This is a genomic window from Micromonospora chaiyaphumensis (assembly GCF_900091435.1).
Classification (GTDB): Bacteria; Actinomycetota; Actinomycetes; order Mycobacteriales; family Micromonosporaceae; genus Micromonospora; species Micromonospora chaiyaphumensis.
Genome location: NZ_FMCS01000010.1, coordinates 132,582 through 146,634 on the forward strand (window position 1 = coordinate 132,582; position 14,053 = coordinate 146,634).

Below are 14,053 nucleotides of genomic sequence, written 5' to 3' on the forward strand. Positions count from 1 at the left end.
CCGCGCCGCCACCACACCGGTACGCCCGAGCGCCCGGCCGCCCGCCATCAAGGGTGTCGGCACCTGTCGGCGACGTCGGCGGTCCGCCCGTGGGCGATCCGGAAACGTCACCACCGTCCTCTTCGTAGCAACAGTTTCCCCTGTCCAGGGCGGGTCAGCCACCCCGTACGGCGTGCCGTGCCCGCGTCGGCTCCGGTTTCCGGCACGCCGCCCACGCGAGCGCCCGCCCGACCCGGCCTGACTCGGCGCTCCGCGCGCCCGCAGCAGCGCGAGGCGGAACCGGCCGATCGCCCGTGTGGCCGGGCCCATCCCGGCCGGCTCTCGCCGAGAGCGGACGCTGTGCGTGCGTTCAATCAGCCGGTGTTGCGGACCGCGGACGCTGCGCCTGCCTTCAGTCAGCCGGTGTCGCGGACCGCGGACGCTGTGCCTGCCTTCGCTCAGCCGGTGTAGGGGGCCCTGTCCTCTCCGCCGGGTCAGCGGCTCCAGCCCGGAGCGGCGGCCGGCCACCACCCGCCGACGGGCCGTAGGCTGACCTCGTGTTTCCCGCCCGCTCCCGCTCCGAGGCGCGCCCCGGGCAGCCTCGGCACCGACGAGTCGGCCGGAGTTCGCGATGACTGACCAGCGGCGTGGCACGCGGGCGGCCCACGAGGCGCTGCCGGCCCCGATGCGGGAGGCGGTCGACGACTTCGCCGACCACCTGGCCCGGGTGCGCAACCGGTCCACGCACACCGTGCGGGCGTACGTCACGGATCTCGTCTCGCTGCTCGACCACGCGGTGCGGATGGGGTGCGTCGACCTGTCGGAGCTCGACCTGACCGTGCTGCGGAGCTGGCTGGCGAGACAGCGGACCATGGGCGCGGCCCGGACGTCCCTCGCACGGCGGGCCGCCGCCGCGCGCACGTTCAGCGCCTGGGCGCACCGAGCCGGCCTGCTGCCCGCCGACGTGGGCGCACCGCTCGCCAGTCCGAAGGCGCACCGGGAACTGCCCACCGTCCTGCGGGCCGACCAGGCCGCAGCGCTGATGGACGCCCCGGACCTGAGCCTGACCCGGACGCGGACCGACGCCGGCAACGCCGCACCCGCCACGAACCTGGTCGACACGCAGCCCGGTGACCGGAACGCCGGGCCGGGCGCAGACCAGGTCGACACGCGGCCAAGCGGCGGGACCGCCACACCGATCGGAAAGCAGGCCGACAGCCGGCCCGCCGGCAGGAACGCGCGGCCGCCAAGGGACGAAGGCGACGCACAGGACGCTTCCGCTCGGACCGCCGCGACGGCCGGCCGCGCCACCGCGCCGGGCCGAGACGGAGACGACGAGCCCGACGCGGTGCTGCTGCGTGACCGGCTGCTGCTCGAACTGCTCTACGGCACCGGGGTGCGGATCAGCGAGGCCTGCGGCCTGGACGTGACCGATGTCGACCAGGCCCGCCGGGTCGTCCGCGTCCTCGGCAAGGGCGGGCGGGAACGGGCCGTGCCCTACGGGGTGCCCGCGCAACGGGCCCTGGACGCCTGGCTCGCTTGCGGCCGGCCGGCCCTGGCGGCGCCCCGATCGGGGCACGCGCTGCTGCTGGGAGCCCGGGGCGGCCGGCTCAACCCCACCACCGCCCGCCGGATCGTCGCCGGGTACGCCGAGGCCGCCGGCCTGCCACGGGTGACCCCGCACGGGCTGCGGCACTCGGCCGCCACCCACCTGCTGGAGGGTGGCGCGGATCTGCGTGCCGTACAGGAGTTGCTGGGCCACTCCTCGCTGGCCAGCACCCAGATCTACACCCACGTCTCGGTGGAGCGGCTGCGGGCGGCGTACCGGCAGGCGCACCCGCGCGCCTGACCCGGGACGCCGGGCCGCGCACCGGCCCCGGGACGGACACCTGACCCACGAGCGTCGACAGCCCGCGCGCCAACGGCCCAGCGACGGAACGCGTTGCGGGCCGGAAGCGGCGGGTTGATGATCCACGGCGGGCTACGATCGCCCGATGACGGTCCCGCAGCCGCCCGAGCCGATCCCCGGGGCTCGGCTGCTCTTCTCCCTCGACCCGTCGGTCAGTCACCTCAACCACGGATCGTTCGGCGCGGTGCCGATCGCCGTGCAGCGCGCCCAGCAGCGCCTGCGCGACGAGATGGAGGCCAACCCGCTCCGCTTCTTCACCCAGGGCCTGGTCGACCGGATCGCCCACACCCGGCGGCACCTGGCCACCTTCCTCGGCGCGGATCCCGAGGGCACCGCCCTCGTCGGCAACGCCACCACGGGCGCCGCCATCGTGCTCCAGTCGTTGGGGCTGGGCCCCGGCGACGAGGTGGTGACCACCGACCACGGCTACGGGGCGGTGGGCTTCTCCGTCGAGCGGGAGTGCGCGCGGACCGGGGCGGTGTCGCGGACCCTGCCGGTGCCGCTGACCGCCGGCGACGAGGAGGTGGTGGAGATCGTCCGGGCCGGGCTGCGTCCCGGTCGGACCAAACTGCTGATCGTCGACCAGATCACCTCGCCGACCGCCCGGCTCTTTCCCACGGCGGCGATCGTCGGTGTGGCGCGGGAGCACGGGGTGCCAGTGCTCGTCGACGCCGCGCACGCCCCGGGCATGCTGCCGACCACCGTGGCCTCGGTGGGCGCCGACTTCTGGGTCGGCAACCTGCACAAGTGGGCGTACGCGCCGCGCGGCACCGCCGCGCTGGTGGTGGCCGAGCCGTGGCGGGAGCGGATCCAGCCGCTGGTGGTCTCCTGGGAGCAGGGCAGCGGGTTCCCGACCCGGGTGGAGTGGCAGGCGACCCTCGACTACACCGGCTGGCTGGCCGCACCGGTCGGCCTGTTCACCCTGCGGAGCCTCGGCCTGGAGCGGGTACGGGCGCACAACGCGGCGCTGGCCGCGTACGGGCAACGGGTGGTCGGGGACGCCCTCGGGGTGGCGCCGGCCGACCTGCCGGAGCCCGGCGGGCCGACGGTCGCCATGCGGCTGATCCCGCTGCCGCCCGGCGTCGCCACGACCATGGACGCGGCGCGGGACCTGCGGGCCCGGATCGCCGACCGGCTCTCGGTCGAGGTGTCGACGGCCGCCTGGAACGGTCGCGGCTACCTGCGCCTGTGCGGCCAGGTCTACAACACTCCGGACGAGTACGACCGGCTGGCCGTCCGGCTGCCCACGCTGCTCGCCCAGGGCTGAGCGGCGCCTCCGGCGGGCGGCGGATCGAGCGGGAGCAGCCGGACCGGACCGAGCCCGAGCAGGGCGAGGGGGTTCAGGTACTCCTCGCCCCGGCGCAGCCCCCAGTGCAGGCACGCCGCCGCGCGGCAGCCCGGGTGCCCGGCCACCAGCAGGCCGATCGGTGTGCCGGCTGCGACACGGGCGCCGGCGGCCGGGCCGGGGCGGACCGGCTCGTAGGTGGTGCGCAGCCCGTCGGCGTGCCCGACGGTGACCACCGGCCGCCCCGCCACCGTGCCGGCGAAGAGGATCACCCCCGCGCCCGCCGACCGGACCTCGACGCCCGGCGTGGCGGCCAGGTCCACGCCCCGGTGCCCGGCCAGCCAGGGCTGCGGCGGCGGGTCGAACCGGCGCACCACGCGCGGCGTGCCGGGCAGCGGCCAGCGGAACCGTGCCGCCGGCGCATCGGGCACCGGCGCCCCGGAAGACGGCACCACCGCAGAAGGCCGCGCCACCGACCTCAGGCCAGGACCGGCCGACGGCGACAGCGCGAACGCCCGGGCGACGGGCAACATCCGGGCACCGGCCGGCACGGGAGGGGCAACCGGCAGGGCCGGGACCACGAGCAACACGAGCACGAGGGCCACCCGGGCCAGGTTCAACGCCTTCGACACGCCACCGCACTCTGCCGGCCCCGCATCAACCACGCGACCCGACGATGACGCCACTGTGGACAACCGTCCGCCTGTGGACGCACCCCTACCGGCGGGGCGGATCTGCTACCGCCGCGCCGCCTATGCTGGCCGCGTGACGAAGGACTGGTACGCCTGGCACACCGACTACGACCAGCCCGATTCCTCCCTGTCCCGCCGCCTCGCCGAGGTGCGGGACCGCATCGCGCAGGCGCTCGACAGCGCCCCTCCCGGACCGCTGCGGGCCATCAGCCTCTGCGCCGGTCAGGGGCGGGATCTCATCCCGGTGCTCGCCACCCATCCGCGCGGCGGGGACGTGACGGCACGCCTCGTGGAGCTGGAACCGCGCAACGCCGAGGTCGCCCGGCGGGCCGCCGCCGAGGCGGGCCTGACCGGCGTGGAGGTGGTCGTCGGGGACGCGGCGCTGACCGACCGGTACGCCGACCTCGTGCCGGCGGACCTCGTCCTCGTCTGCGGCATCTTCGGCAACATCACCGACGCCGACATCCGGGCCACGGTCCGGCACTGCGCCTCGCTCTGCGCCCCCGGCGGCACGGTCTTCTGGACCCGGCACCGCCGCGAGCCCGACCTGGTCCCCGTCATCTGCGACTGGTTCGCCGAGGAGGGCTTCGCCCCGGTCGCGGTGAGCAGCCCGGCCGACGGGGTCGGCGTCGGCGCACATCGCTTCGGCGGCCCGTCGCGTCCGTTGAAGCCGGGCACGGCGATGTTCGAGTTCCTCGGCTACGACCGTCTCACCCACCCCTGACCAGGCCGAGGAGCAACGAGATGACCACTGTGGACGACGCCAGCGGACCTTCCCGGATCGCCGGACCGGACGAGGCGATCAGCTCCGAGGAACTCCAGTTGGCCGCGCGCAACCACGGCATCCCGCTGGAGGCGCTGCGCTACGACGTGACCCCGGCCGGACTGCACTACCTGCTCATCCACTACGACATCCCGGACGTCGACCCGGCGGCGCACGCGCTGACCGTGGGCGGCGCGGTCGCGAGCCCGCTGCGCCTCGACCTCGTGGCGCTGCGGGAGCGGCCGCGGGTGACCCACCGGGTGACCCTGGAGTGCGCGGGGAACGGCCGGGCGCTGCTGCATCCTCGCCCGGTCAGCCAGCCGTGGCTGGTCGAGGCGGTGGGCAACGCCGAGTGGACCGGCACCCCGCTGGCCCCGCTGCTCCGGGAGGCCGGATTGGCCGACGATGCGGTGGACGTGGTCTTCACCGGCGCGGACCACGGCGTGGAGCGCGGGGTCGAGCAGGACTACCAGCGGGCGCTGCCGGTGGCGGACGCGCTGCGCGAGGAGGTGCTGCTGGCGTACGAGATGAACGGCGCTCCCCTGCTGCCGCAGCACGGCGCGCCGCTACGGCTGATCGTGCCCGGCTGGTACGGCATGGCGCACGTCAAGTGGCTGCGCGACATCCGGGTGCTGACCGAGCCGTTCGACGGCTACCAGAACGCGGTGGCGTACCGGTTGCGGCAGGACGCCGACGACCCGGGCGTGCCGGTGACGCGGATCGAGCCCCGCGCCCTGGTCCGCCCGCCGGGCTTCCCGGACTTCATGTCGCGGACCCGGGTGCTGCGGCCCGGGCCGTGCACGGTGGACGGTCGCGCCTGGTCGGGGCACGCGCCGGTGACGGCCGTCGAGGTGACCTTCGACGGCGGTGCGACGTGGGTGCCGGCGACCCTTGACGAGCCCACCGGGGGCGAGTGGGCGTGGCGGCGCTGGCAGGTGTCGTGGCGGGCGACGGCGGGGCGGCACGTGCTGGGCGCCCGGGCGGTCGACGCCTCCGGGCGGACCCAGCCGGTCGAGCAGCCGTGGAACCGGGGCGGGTTCGCGAACAACCTGGTGCAGCGGGTCGAGGTGGTTGTGCTGGCGGAGTGATCCGCCTCGGGCGGTCGGCCGGGTGACCCCCGGCCGCTGGGCCGGGTCGGGTCAGCCGCCGAATCCGGAATCTGCGGGAAGCGAGATGTCGGGCTTTTCGAGCTCTTCCACATTGACGTCCTTGAACGTCATCACGCGGACATTCTTGACGAAACGGGCGGGCCGGTACATGTCCCACACCCAGGCGTCGTGCATCTCGACCTCGAAGTAGACCTCGCCGTCCGAGTTACGGACGTGCAGGTCGACCTGGTTCGCGAGGTAGAAACGGCGCTCGGTCTCCACCACGTAGGAGAATTGGCGGACAATGTCGCGGTACTCCCGGTAGAGCTGCAGCTCCATCTCGGTCTCGTACTTCTCGAGATCTTCCGCGCTCATCGCACTCCGCCTTCCATGACCACATCTTCCCCCACCGACGCCGGAGGTCGCGGCTGCTCGCCCAACGCCACGCCGACGGTACCCCCTGGCGCGGCGGAGCGCTCCATCGGCTCGTCCGGGCCACCGGTGAACGCCCCGTCGGGGGCACCGAAGAGCGCCTCCTCGGGGCTGCCGGCGGCCGGCCGGCGCGAGCGGGGCGGCCGCCCGTCCCGTCCCGAGACGGTGGCCACGTTCACGTACGAGAAGCGGTGTTCCCGGCAGGGCCCCAGCTCCCGCAGCGCGGCGCTGTGCTCGGGGGTGATGTAGCCCTTGTGCTCGGCGAAGCCGTAGCCCGGGTGCCGCTCGTCCAGTTCCACCATGATCCGGTCCCGGGTGACCTTGGCGAGCACGCTCGCCGCCGCCACGCAGGCGGCCACCCGGTCCCCCTTCCAGACGGCCAGGCCGGGCACGTCCAGCCCGTCGACGCCGAAGCCGTCGGTCAGCACGTATTCCGGGCGGGTGGTCAGCGAGGCGAGCGCCCGGCGCATGGCGGCCAGGTTGCACACGTGCAGCCCGCGCGCGTCGACCTCCTCGGCGGGGATGATCACCACCGCGTACGCCAGGGCCCGCGCCACGACCTCGTCGTAGACCCGCTCCCGGGCCGCCGGGGTGAGCAGCTTGGAGTCGGCCAGCTCGTCGATCTCACCCCGCCGCCCCTCGGGCAGCACCGCGGCGGCGGCCACCAGCGGCCCGGCGCAGGCGCCCCGGCCGGCCTCGTCGGCGCCGGCCACGTGCCGGAAGCCGCGCCGTTGCAGGGCGCGCTCCAGGGCGTAGAGGCCGGCCTCGCGGCGCACCACCGTGCGCGGCGGGGTCAGCACGGGCCACCTCCGGCGAGCGCCCCCGCGAGCCGGGCCACGAGGTCCGGCGGGTAGTAGCGCTCGGCCGTGCCGGCCAGGTCGCCGAGCGACCACCAGCGGTGGCCGTGCACGCTGGTCTGCTCGATCTCGTTGAAGCCGGCCGTGTCGACCTCCCAGGCCGGCACCCGGACCAGGAAGAACTCCTGCTCCTGCCGGTACCAGACCCCGTCGAACGGGAACTCGACCGTCTCGGACCAGACCGGGTCGCCCAGCTCGGCCGGGGCGAGCCGCAGCCCGGTCTCCTCGGCCAGCTCGCGCACCGCGCCCGCGGCCGGGGTCTCCCCCGGGTCGAGGCCGCCGCCGGGCGTGAACCAGTAGCGGTGGCCCGGCCGGGCCGGATCACTGCCCTCGAACAGCAGCACCCGGTCGGACGCGTCGACGAGCAGCACCCGGGCCGCGCGACGAGGGGTGTAGACGGTCACCGCCCAAGCCTGCCAGACGCCTCCGACGATCGCCCACGCCCTCCGGCTCAGGGATTGGGGACGCCGTCGAACTGCTCCGGCACGCTGAGCCAGGTCGCGCGGCCGACCGGCCAGAAGATCGTGAAGGCACGCCCGACCACCTGGTCCTCCGGGATGGTGGCCTCGGTGATGTCCTCGCCGGACTGCTGCCAGTGCTCCAGCGAGTCTCCGGAGGCCTCCCGGTGATCACCCATCACCCACAGCCGGCCCTTCGGCACCGTGATGTCGAAATCCTGGTCGGCGGGCTTGTTGCCGGGGAAGATGAACGGCTCGTCGATCGCCTTGCCGTTGATGATCAGCCGTTCCTGCGGCCCGGTGCGGTCGCAGCAGACCACGTGGTCGCCGCCGACCCCGATCACCCGCTTGATGAAGTCCTCGCCCTGCGGGTTGCCGCTCCACTCGGTGGGCGCCTTGAACACGATCACTTCGCCCCGGTGCGGGGAGCGGAAGTCGTACACCAGCTTGTTGACCAGCACCCGATCGTCGATCTTGAGGGTGTTCTCCATCGACGGGGAGGGGATGAAGAAGGTCTGCAGCACGAAGGCACGAACCAGCACTGCGACCAGGATCGCCACGCCCAGGAGGATGGGCAGCTCCTTCCAGAAGGAGCTGCGCGGCTTCTCGGTCTGCTCGTCAATCACGGGTGGAGCCTACGTCCCCGGCCGTGGCGCAGTCGCCCCGAACGCGCGAGAACGGAGAGCGCGGCCGTGACCGGCAGGATCAGGACGACGCCACCCACCGGATCGGGATCGACCGGGGCCGGCCCGGCCGGCGCGGCGTTGGGTTGCGGCAGGTCGGCGAAGGTCTCCGGGACGGGCAGGGTGGTCCACCGCTGGGACGGCCAGACGATCATGAAGGCCCGCCCGACCACGTTGTCGATCGGCACCGGACCCTGGCACCGGGCGTCCTGCGAGACCAGCCGGTGGTCGCCCATCACGAAGATCTGGCCCGGCGGCACGACGATCTCGGTGAACTGCCGGGAGCGGCACTCCTTGGGGTTCGGCGGCAGGTCGACCGGGGAGTCCTCGGAGACGTACCCCTGCTCCTCCAACGGCACGCCGTTGACCACGACCCGGCCCTTGTCGCAGCACCAGACCCGGTCGCCGGGCACCCCGATGACCCGCTTGATGAAGTCCTTCTCGCCGGGGCGGCTGATGCCGACCAGGTCGCCGAGGGTGCGGCCGACCTTGCCGGCGAGGTTGGTCGGGGGCGCGGGGGCCTCCTGGGCGACCCACCGGTCGGTGCCCCGGAACACGACCACCTCGCCACGCACCGGGTCGCGGACGTCGTAGACGACCTTGTTGACCAGCACCCGGTCGCCGATGAGCAGGGTGTTCTCCATCGACCCGGACGGGATGAAGAAGGCCTGGAGCAGGAAGGTGCGGATCAGGACCGCGAGGCAGAAGGCCACGACGAGGAGGAGGGGCAGTTCCTGCCAGAGCGGCATCTGCCGGCGAATGCGCCGCCGTCGGCGCCACGGGTCGACGGTGCCGTCCTCGTCAAGCATCTGCACCATGCCACTCTCCGGTCCGCGGAAACGACACTACCGCCCGGGAGTCCCCTCGGAGACCCCACGGGCGGCAGTGGACCGCTTCGCGCCGTCCGGCTGCGCCCGTACCGACCAGGGTAATGCGATCCCGTCGATACGACATCCGCGCAGCTCGGCGGCGTGGCGAACGAAAAGTCAGCTCGCCGGCTGCTTCTCGCGCAGCTCCTTGATCTTGGCCTTCTTGCCCCGCAGCTCGCGCAGGTAGTAGAGCTTGGCGCGCCGCACGTCACCGCGGGTCACGACCTCGATCCGGTCGAGCGCCGGGCTGTTCAGCGGGTAGGTGCGCTCCACACCCACGCCGAAGCTGACCTTGCGGACCGAGAAGGTCTCGCGCAGACCGTCACCCTGGCGGCGGATGACGACGCCCTGGAAGATCTGGACCCGGGACCGGTTACCCTCGACAACCCGCGCGTGCACCTTCACGGTGTCACCGGCGCGGAAATCGGGGATGTCAACGCGCTTCGACTGGGCGTCAAGGGCGTCCAGGATGTTCATCGCTGTGTCCTCGTGAGGCTCACGGCGCACCGTCAGTCGATGCGCGGATGGGTGATTCTGACCCCCGGGTGGTGCCGGCGACGCCGACCCCGGTCGAGGGTCCTCGCAGCCGCCCACGGCGTGGACGGATGCGGCAACCCCTCTACTTTGCCACATCCCCCGCCGGGGGCTGAAATCCACCCCGGTCCAACGCCGCCCGGTCCTTCTTGTCCAGGCTCTCCGGCGGCACCGCGGCGATCATGTCGGGGCGGCGGGCCGCCGTGCGCAGCAGCGCCTCGTCGCGCCGCCAGCGGGCGATCCTCCCGTGGTCGCCGGAGCGGAGCACCTCGGGCACCTCGTGCCCGCGCCACGTCGCCGGCTTGGTATACATGGGGGCCTCCAGCAGCCCGTGGGCGTGCGACTCCTCGTCCAGCGAGCCGGCGTTGCCGAGCACCCCGGGCAGCAGCCGGGTGACCGCCTCCAGGATGACCAGCACGGCCACCTCGCCGCCGAAGAGCACGTAGTCGCCCAGGGAGACCTCGGTCACCCGCATCCGGGTCGCCGCGTGGTCGAGCACCCGCTGGTCGATGCCCTCGTAGCGGCCGCACGCGAACAGCAGGTGCGACTCGGCGGCCAGCTCGTGCGCCAGGGCCTGGGTGAACGGGACGCCGGCCGGCGACGGCACGACCAGCCGGGGCAGGGTGTGCCCGTCCGGGCTCAGCTCGTCGGGGGCCAGGGCGTCCAGGGCCTCGCCCCACGGCTCCGGCCGCATCACCATGCCGGGACCGCCGCCGTAGGGGGTGTCGTCGACCGTGCGGTGCACGTCGTGGGTCCAGGTCCGCAGATCGTGTACGGCCAGCCGCAGCGTGCCGCTCGCCCGGGCCTTGCCGATCAGCGACAGGTCCAGCGGGGCGAAGTACTCCGGGAAGATCGACACGATGTCGACGCGCATGAGGGGGTGGCTCCAGTCAGAGGTCGAGCAGCCCGCCGGGCAGCTCCACCACCACGCGTCCGCCCGGGACGTCGACCTCGGGCACGATCGCCTTGACGAACGGGATGAGCGCGGTACGCCCGTCGGGGCGCCGCAGCACCAGCAGGTCGGAGGCGGGGGCGTGGTCGATGCGGGCCACCTCGCCCAGCCGCTCGCCGTCGCGGGCCACCACGGCCAGGCCGACCAGCTGATGGTCGAGGAACTCCTCCGGGTCCGCCGGCGGAGCGACGTCGGCGCTGTCCACGCCGAGCAGGGTGCCGCGCAGCGCCTCGGCGACGTCGCGGTCCAGCACGCCCTCGAAGTTGACCAGCAACCGCCCCTGGTGCCAGCGGGCGGACTCGATGGTCAACTTGTCCGGCACCCGGTAGGCCCCGGGCGCCGGGGGCGCGACCGCGCCAGGGTCGGTGACCAGCACCGACCCTGGCGCGAAACGTGCTTCGGGCTCATCGGTCCGCACCTCCACGGTTACCTCACCGCGGATGCCGTGCGGCTTGCCGATCCGGCCGACGATGAGAAGCATCAGTACGAGTCGACGATGTCGACGCGCACCCCGCGCCCACCGATGGAGCCGATCACCTGGCGCAGCGCCTTGGCGGTCCGGCCGGACCGCCCGATCACCGTGCCGAGGTCCTCCGGGTGCACGCGGACCTCGAGCCGCTTGCCCCGACGGGAGTCGACCAAGCGCACCCGGACGTCGTCCGGGTGGTCGACGATCCCCTTGACCAGGTGCTCCAGGGCGGGACGCAGCGCCATGTCAGGCCTGCTCGCCGGACTCGGCACCGGTCTGCTCCTCGGCCTTCGGCGCCTCGGCCTCGGCGGCCGGGGCCTGAGCCTTGGCGGCCTTCTTGGCCGGGGCCGGGGTGTCGGCCACGCCGGCGGCGGCCTTCGCCTCGGCCTCGTACGCCGCCTTGCGGTCGGCCCGCTCGGCGGCGACCTTCAGCGGCGGCGGGGCCGGCAGGCCCTTGAACTTCTGCCAGTCACCGGTCAGCTCCAGCAGGCGCTGGACGGCCTCGCTCGGCTGCGCGCCGACGGACAGCCAGTACTGGACCCGCTCCGACTTGACCTCGATCACCGAAGGGTCCTCCTTCGGCTGGTACACACCGACGAACTCGATCGCGCGACCGTCACGCTTGGTGCGCGAGTCGGCGACGACGATGCGGTACTGCGGGTTGCGGATCTTGCCCATCCGCAGGAGCCGGATCTTTACGGCCACAGTTGTTTCGCTCCTGTTGCGATCTCACCGGCCCGGTGCGGGCGGTGTGGCGGGTGAGCGCCGACCGGCACAGTGGGGTTGGGCCGGAGACTGCTCGGTTAACTGGCGACGCGCCCGGGTTAGAGGGCGCCGGACGCGCGCCGGATACCAGCGAACCATTCTGCCATGTCCGGCCCCGATCTCTCACACCGGACCCGGACAGGTCACCCAGGTCGCCACGCCGTGACGAACGACACGGGCTCAGCGGACCGGCGGACGGTCCCAGCCGGGTGGCAGTTCGTCCGGTACGTCCCAATCGGCGGGCGGCGCGAAGTCGCACCAGGTGCCGTCGAACGGGAACTCGCCGGCCTCGGCGATCCGGATCACCCGCTCGCCCTCGGCCCGGACCGCCTTCTCGTCGGTCACCCAGTAGTGCTCGGGGAAGGCGAGGCGCTCGACGAACTCGTCCTCGTCCTTCCACTCCCAGCTCAGGTCCGGGTGGACCACCACGTCGAGATCCTGGTCGACCATGTCGACCCCGGCCACCGCGCCGTCGTCCCAGCGGACGCCCGGCTCCTCCAGGTTCACGTACCAGTTCTGGAAGTTGTCCCGGGCGTCGCGGAACCACCAGACCGAATGGGCCGCACCCCTGGGCAGGAACTTCAGCACCGGCGGGCCGCTCCAGCGCCCCTGGTCGAGCCGGTAGGACGAGATGATCCACTCGGCGAAGGGCACGGCCCGCATGCCCAGGCCCGCCGCGGTCACCTCGTGCGCCACCGGGCTGTTCCGGGCCACCCACAGCAGCAGGCCCCGCTCGTCGTCGCAGACCACCCGGGCCGCCCGGACCCAGCCGAGCCGGCCGTGCCGCACGTTCCGGTGCAGGATCAGCCGACCCGGCGCGAACCGGTCGGCCGGACCGTCCGGCCGCACCTCAGTAGGCGCGGGCCAGGACGGCGACCAGGTCGGGCTCGTCCTCGGAGTCCGGCACCGAGCCGTCGGCCCGCAGCAGGCACCGGACGGTGACGCCCTGGCCGTTCGCCTCGGCCTCGCCCTCGACGCCGACGGCCGACCACGGCACCTTCGCCCAGCCGGTGGAGGCCGCCTCGATGGCCTCGGCCAGCGTGCCGACCTCGACCGTGCGGGACTGCCGGAACGCCAGCGCCTGGTCGTGCAGCGCCTGCTGGTCCGCCTCGAGCGCGGCGAGCACCGCGCCCACCACGTCGGCGACCGGGACCGGCGCCTTCGACCCGTCCGTACGCCGGACCACCACCGCGTTGCCGGCGGCCAGGTCGCGGGGGCCGACCTCGACGCGCACCGGGTAGCCGCGCAGCTCGGCGTCGACCGCGCGGCGGCCGAACGCCGTGTCGGTCCGATCGTCCAGCGCGACCCGGACCCCGGCGTCGCGCAGCGCGTCGCGGAGCTTGTTCGCCGCCTCCCCCACGCCCTCGCCGTCCTTGACGACCATGACGTACGCCTGGACCGGCGCCAGCTTCGGCGGCACCCGCAGGCCGTTGTCATCGCCGTGGCACATGATCAGGCCACCGAGCATCCGGGTCGAGGTGCCCCACGAGGTCGTCCAGGCGTGCTCCCGGCCACCCTCGGCCGAGGAGTAGCTGATGTCGAACGCCTTCGCGAAGTTCTGGCCCAGCTCGTGGCTGGTGCCCAGCTGGAGCGCCTTGCCGTCGCCCATCATGCCTTCGCAGGTGTAGGTGGCGGTCGCGCCGGCGAAGCGCTCGCGGGCGGTCTTCAGGCCGACCACCACCGGGATGCCGAGCACGTTGACCATCAGGTCCTCGTACGCCTCGTGCAGGATCCGGCGGGCGTAGGCCCGGGCGTCCTCGCGGGTCGCGTGCGCGGTGTGCCCCTCCTGCCAGAGGAACTCGCTGGTGCGCAGGAAGATCCGGGGGCGCAGCTCCCAGCGGACCACGTTCGCCCACTGGTTGAGCAGCAGCGGCAGGTCCCGGTAGGAGTCGATCCACTTGGCCATGAACTCGCCGATGACGGTCTCGCTGGTGGGGCGCACCACCACCGGCTCGGCGAGCTGCTTGCCACCACCGTGGGTGACCACGGCCAGCTCCGGCGAGAAGCCCTCGACGTGCTCGGCCTCGCGCTTGAGGTAGCTCTCCGGGATGAAGAGCGGGAAGTACGCGTTCTCCGCGCCGGCCGCCTTGATCCGGGCGTCCATCTCGGCCTGCATCCGCTCCCAGATGGCGTAGCCCGCCGGTCGGATGACCATGGTGCCCCGCACCGGGCCGTTGTCGGCAAGCTTCGCCTTGGCGATCAGGTCCTGGTACCAGCGGGGAAAGTCCTCCGCACGGGGAGTGAGCACGCGTGCCATGACCGCACATCCTATGCGGCGGGCGGGCCGCCGCTGCGCCCGGGAGTCGGCGCGCGCCGTG

The 14,053-nt window shown here is 73.6% G+C and carries 17 protein-coding genes; 4 read left to right on the forward strand and 13 right to left on the reverse strand.

From position 1 onward, the window contains the following. The first annotated feature begins 610 nt into the window (after positions 1-610). Together GA0070214_RS24735 and GA0070214_RS24740 are read left to right on the forward strand one after the other, a co-directional pair. On the forward strand, positions 611-1,828 hold the full coding sequence (locus GA0070214_RS24735) for a tyrosine-type recombinase/integrase (protein WP_091268683.1): 1,218 nt from the start codon (positions 611-613) through the stop codon (positions 1,826-1,828). Between the two features lie 145 nt (positions 1,829-1,973). Beyond that, a complete protein-coding gene (locus tag GA0070214_RS24740) occupies positions 1,974-3,155 on the forward strand; it encodes an aminotransferase class V-fold PLP-dependent enzyme (protein ID WP_091268686.1) in 1,182 nt (393 codons plus the stop codon). Here GA0070214_RS24740 and GA0070214_RS24745 read toward each other — a convergent pair. After that, positions 3,089-3,805 (reverse strand): murein hydrolase activator EnvC family protein, encoded by a 717-nt coding sequence (locus tag GA0070214_RS24745; protein WP_244167841.1) that lies wholly within the window; start codon positions 3,803-3,805, stop codon positions 3,089-3,091. The two genes, GA0070214_RS24740 and GA0070214_RS24745, sit on opposite strands and share 67 nt — an antisense overlap. 133 nt (positions 3,806-3,938) lie before the next feature. On the opposite strand from GA0070214_RS24745, the gene GA0070214_RS24750 reads away from it, so the two are divergent. Next, on the forward strand, positions 3,939-4,589 hold the full coding sequence (locus tag GA0070214_RS24750) for a class I SAM-dependent methyltransferase (RefSeq protein WP_091268688.1): 651 nt from the start codon (positions 3,939-3,941) through the stop codon (positions 4,587-4,589). Positions 4,590-4,609: 20 nt separating this feature from the next. Next, positions 4,610-5,716 carry a sulfite oxidase gene (locus tag GA0070214_RS24755; RefSeq protein WP_091268692.1) on the forward strand — a complete coding sequence of 369 codons (1,107 nt, stop codon included), beginning with the start codon at positions 4,610-4,612 and terminating at the stop codon, positions 5,714-5,716. Between the two features lie 51 nt (positions 5,717-5,767). Here GA0070214_RS24755 and GA0070214_RS24760 read toward each other — a convergent pair whose 3' ends face one another. From GA0070214_RS24760 to proS, 12 genes are all read right to left on the reverse strand, one after another. After that, positions 5,768-6,091 carry a DUF2469 domain-containing protein gene (locus GA0070214_RS24760; RefSeq protein WP_007075222.1) on the reverse strand — a complete coding sequence of 108 codons (324 nt, stop codon included), beginning with the start codon at positions 6,089-6,091 and terminating at the stop codon, positions 5,768-5,770. Further along, positions 6,088-6,948, reverse strand: coding sequence for a ribonuclease HII (locus tag GA0070214_RS24765; protein WP_091268694.1), 861 nt, complete (start codon positions 6,946-6,948; stop codon positions 6,088-6,090). The genes GA0070214_RS24760 and GA0070214_RS24765 overlap by 4 nt, the downstream gene beginning before the upstream one ends. After that, the gene (locus GA0070214_RS24770; protein WP_091268696.1) at positions 6,942-7,409 is read right to left on the reverse strand and encodes an NUDIX hydrolase; all 468 of its coding nucleotides are present in this window, start codon (positions 7,407-7,409) and stop codon (positions 6,942-6,944) included. Before GA0070214_RS24770 ends, GA0070214_RS24765 begins: the two co-directional genes overlap by 7 nt. A gap of 47 nt (positions 7,410-7,456) precedes the next feature. Then, positions 7,457-8,089 (reverse strand): signal peptidase I, encoded by a 633-nt coding sequence (lepB, locus tag GA0070214_RS24775; RefSeq protein ID WP_091268698.1) that lies wholly within the window; start codon positions 8,087-8,089, stop codon positions 7,457-7,459. Beyond that, positions 8,086-8,964 carry a signal peptidase I gene (lepB, locus tag GA0070214_RS24780; protein WP_091268701.1) on the reverse strand — a complete coding sequence of 293 codons (879 nt, stop codon included), beginning with the start codon at positions 8,962-8,964 and terminating at the stop codon, positions 8,086-8,088. Before lepB (GA0070214_RS24780) ends, lepB (GA0070214_RS24775) begins: the two co-directional genes overlap by 4 nt. A 168-nt stretch (positions 8,965-9,132) precedes the next feature. Continuing rightward, positions 9,133-9,492: a 50S ribosomal protein L19 gene (rplS, locus tag GA0070214_RS24785; protein WP_091268704.1), complete on the reverse strand. Its 360-nt coding sequence runs from the start codon at positions 9,490-9,492 to the stop codon at positions 9,133-9,135. 142 nt (positions 9,493-9,634) lie between these two features. Beyond that, on the reverse strand, positions 9,635-10,423 hold the full coding sequence (trmD, locus tag GA0070214_RS24790; RefSeq protein WP_091268706.1) for a tRNA (guanosine(37)-N1)-methyltransferase TrmD: 789 nt from the start codon (positions 10,421-10,423) through the stop codon (positions 9,635-9,637). Positions 10,424-10,439: 16 nt separating this feature from the next. After that, positions 10,440-10,982: a ribosome maturation factor RimM gene (gene rimM, locus GA0070214_RS24795; RefSeq protein ID WP_091268708.1), complete on the reverse strand. Its 543-nt coding sequence runs from the start codon at positions 10,980-10,982 to the stop codon at positions 10,440-10,442. Beyond that, a complete protein-coding gene (locus GA0070214_RS24800; RefSeq protein ID WP_172836435.1) occupies positions 10,982-11,242 on the reverse strand; it encodes an RNA-binding protein in 261 nt (86 codons plus the stop codon). The genes rimM and GA0070214_RS24800 overlap by 1 nt, the downstream gene beginning before the upstream one ends. Next, a complete protein-coding gene (rpsP, locus tag GA0070214_RS24805; RefSeq protein WP_091268710.1) occupies positions 11,217-11,675 on the reverse strand; it encodes a 30S ribosomal protein S16 in 459 nt (152 codons plus the stop codon). The genes GA0070214_RS24800 and rpsP overlap by 26 nt, the downstream gene beginning before the upstream one ends. Positions 11,676-11,915: 240 nt before the next feature. After that, on the reverse strand, positions 11,916-12,584 hold the full coding sequence (locus GA0070214_RS24810; protein ID WP_279615669.1) for a ribonuclease FAU-1 family protein: 669 nt from the start codon (positions 12,582-12,584) through the stop codon (positions 11,916-11,918). Between the two features lies 1 nt (position 12,585). Next, positions 12,586-13,992, reverse strand: coding sequence for a proline--tRNA ligase (gene proS / locus GA0070214_RS24815; protein WP_091268713.1), 1,407 nt, complete (start codon positions 13,990-13,992; stop codon positions 12,586-12,588). Positions 13,993-14,053: the final 61 nt, after the last annotated feature.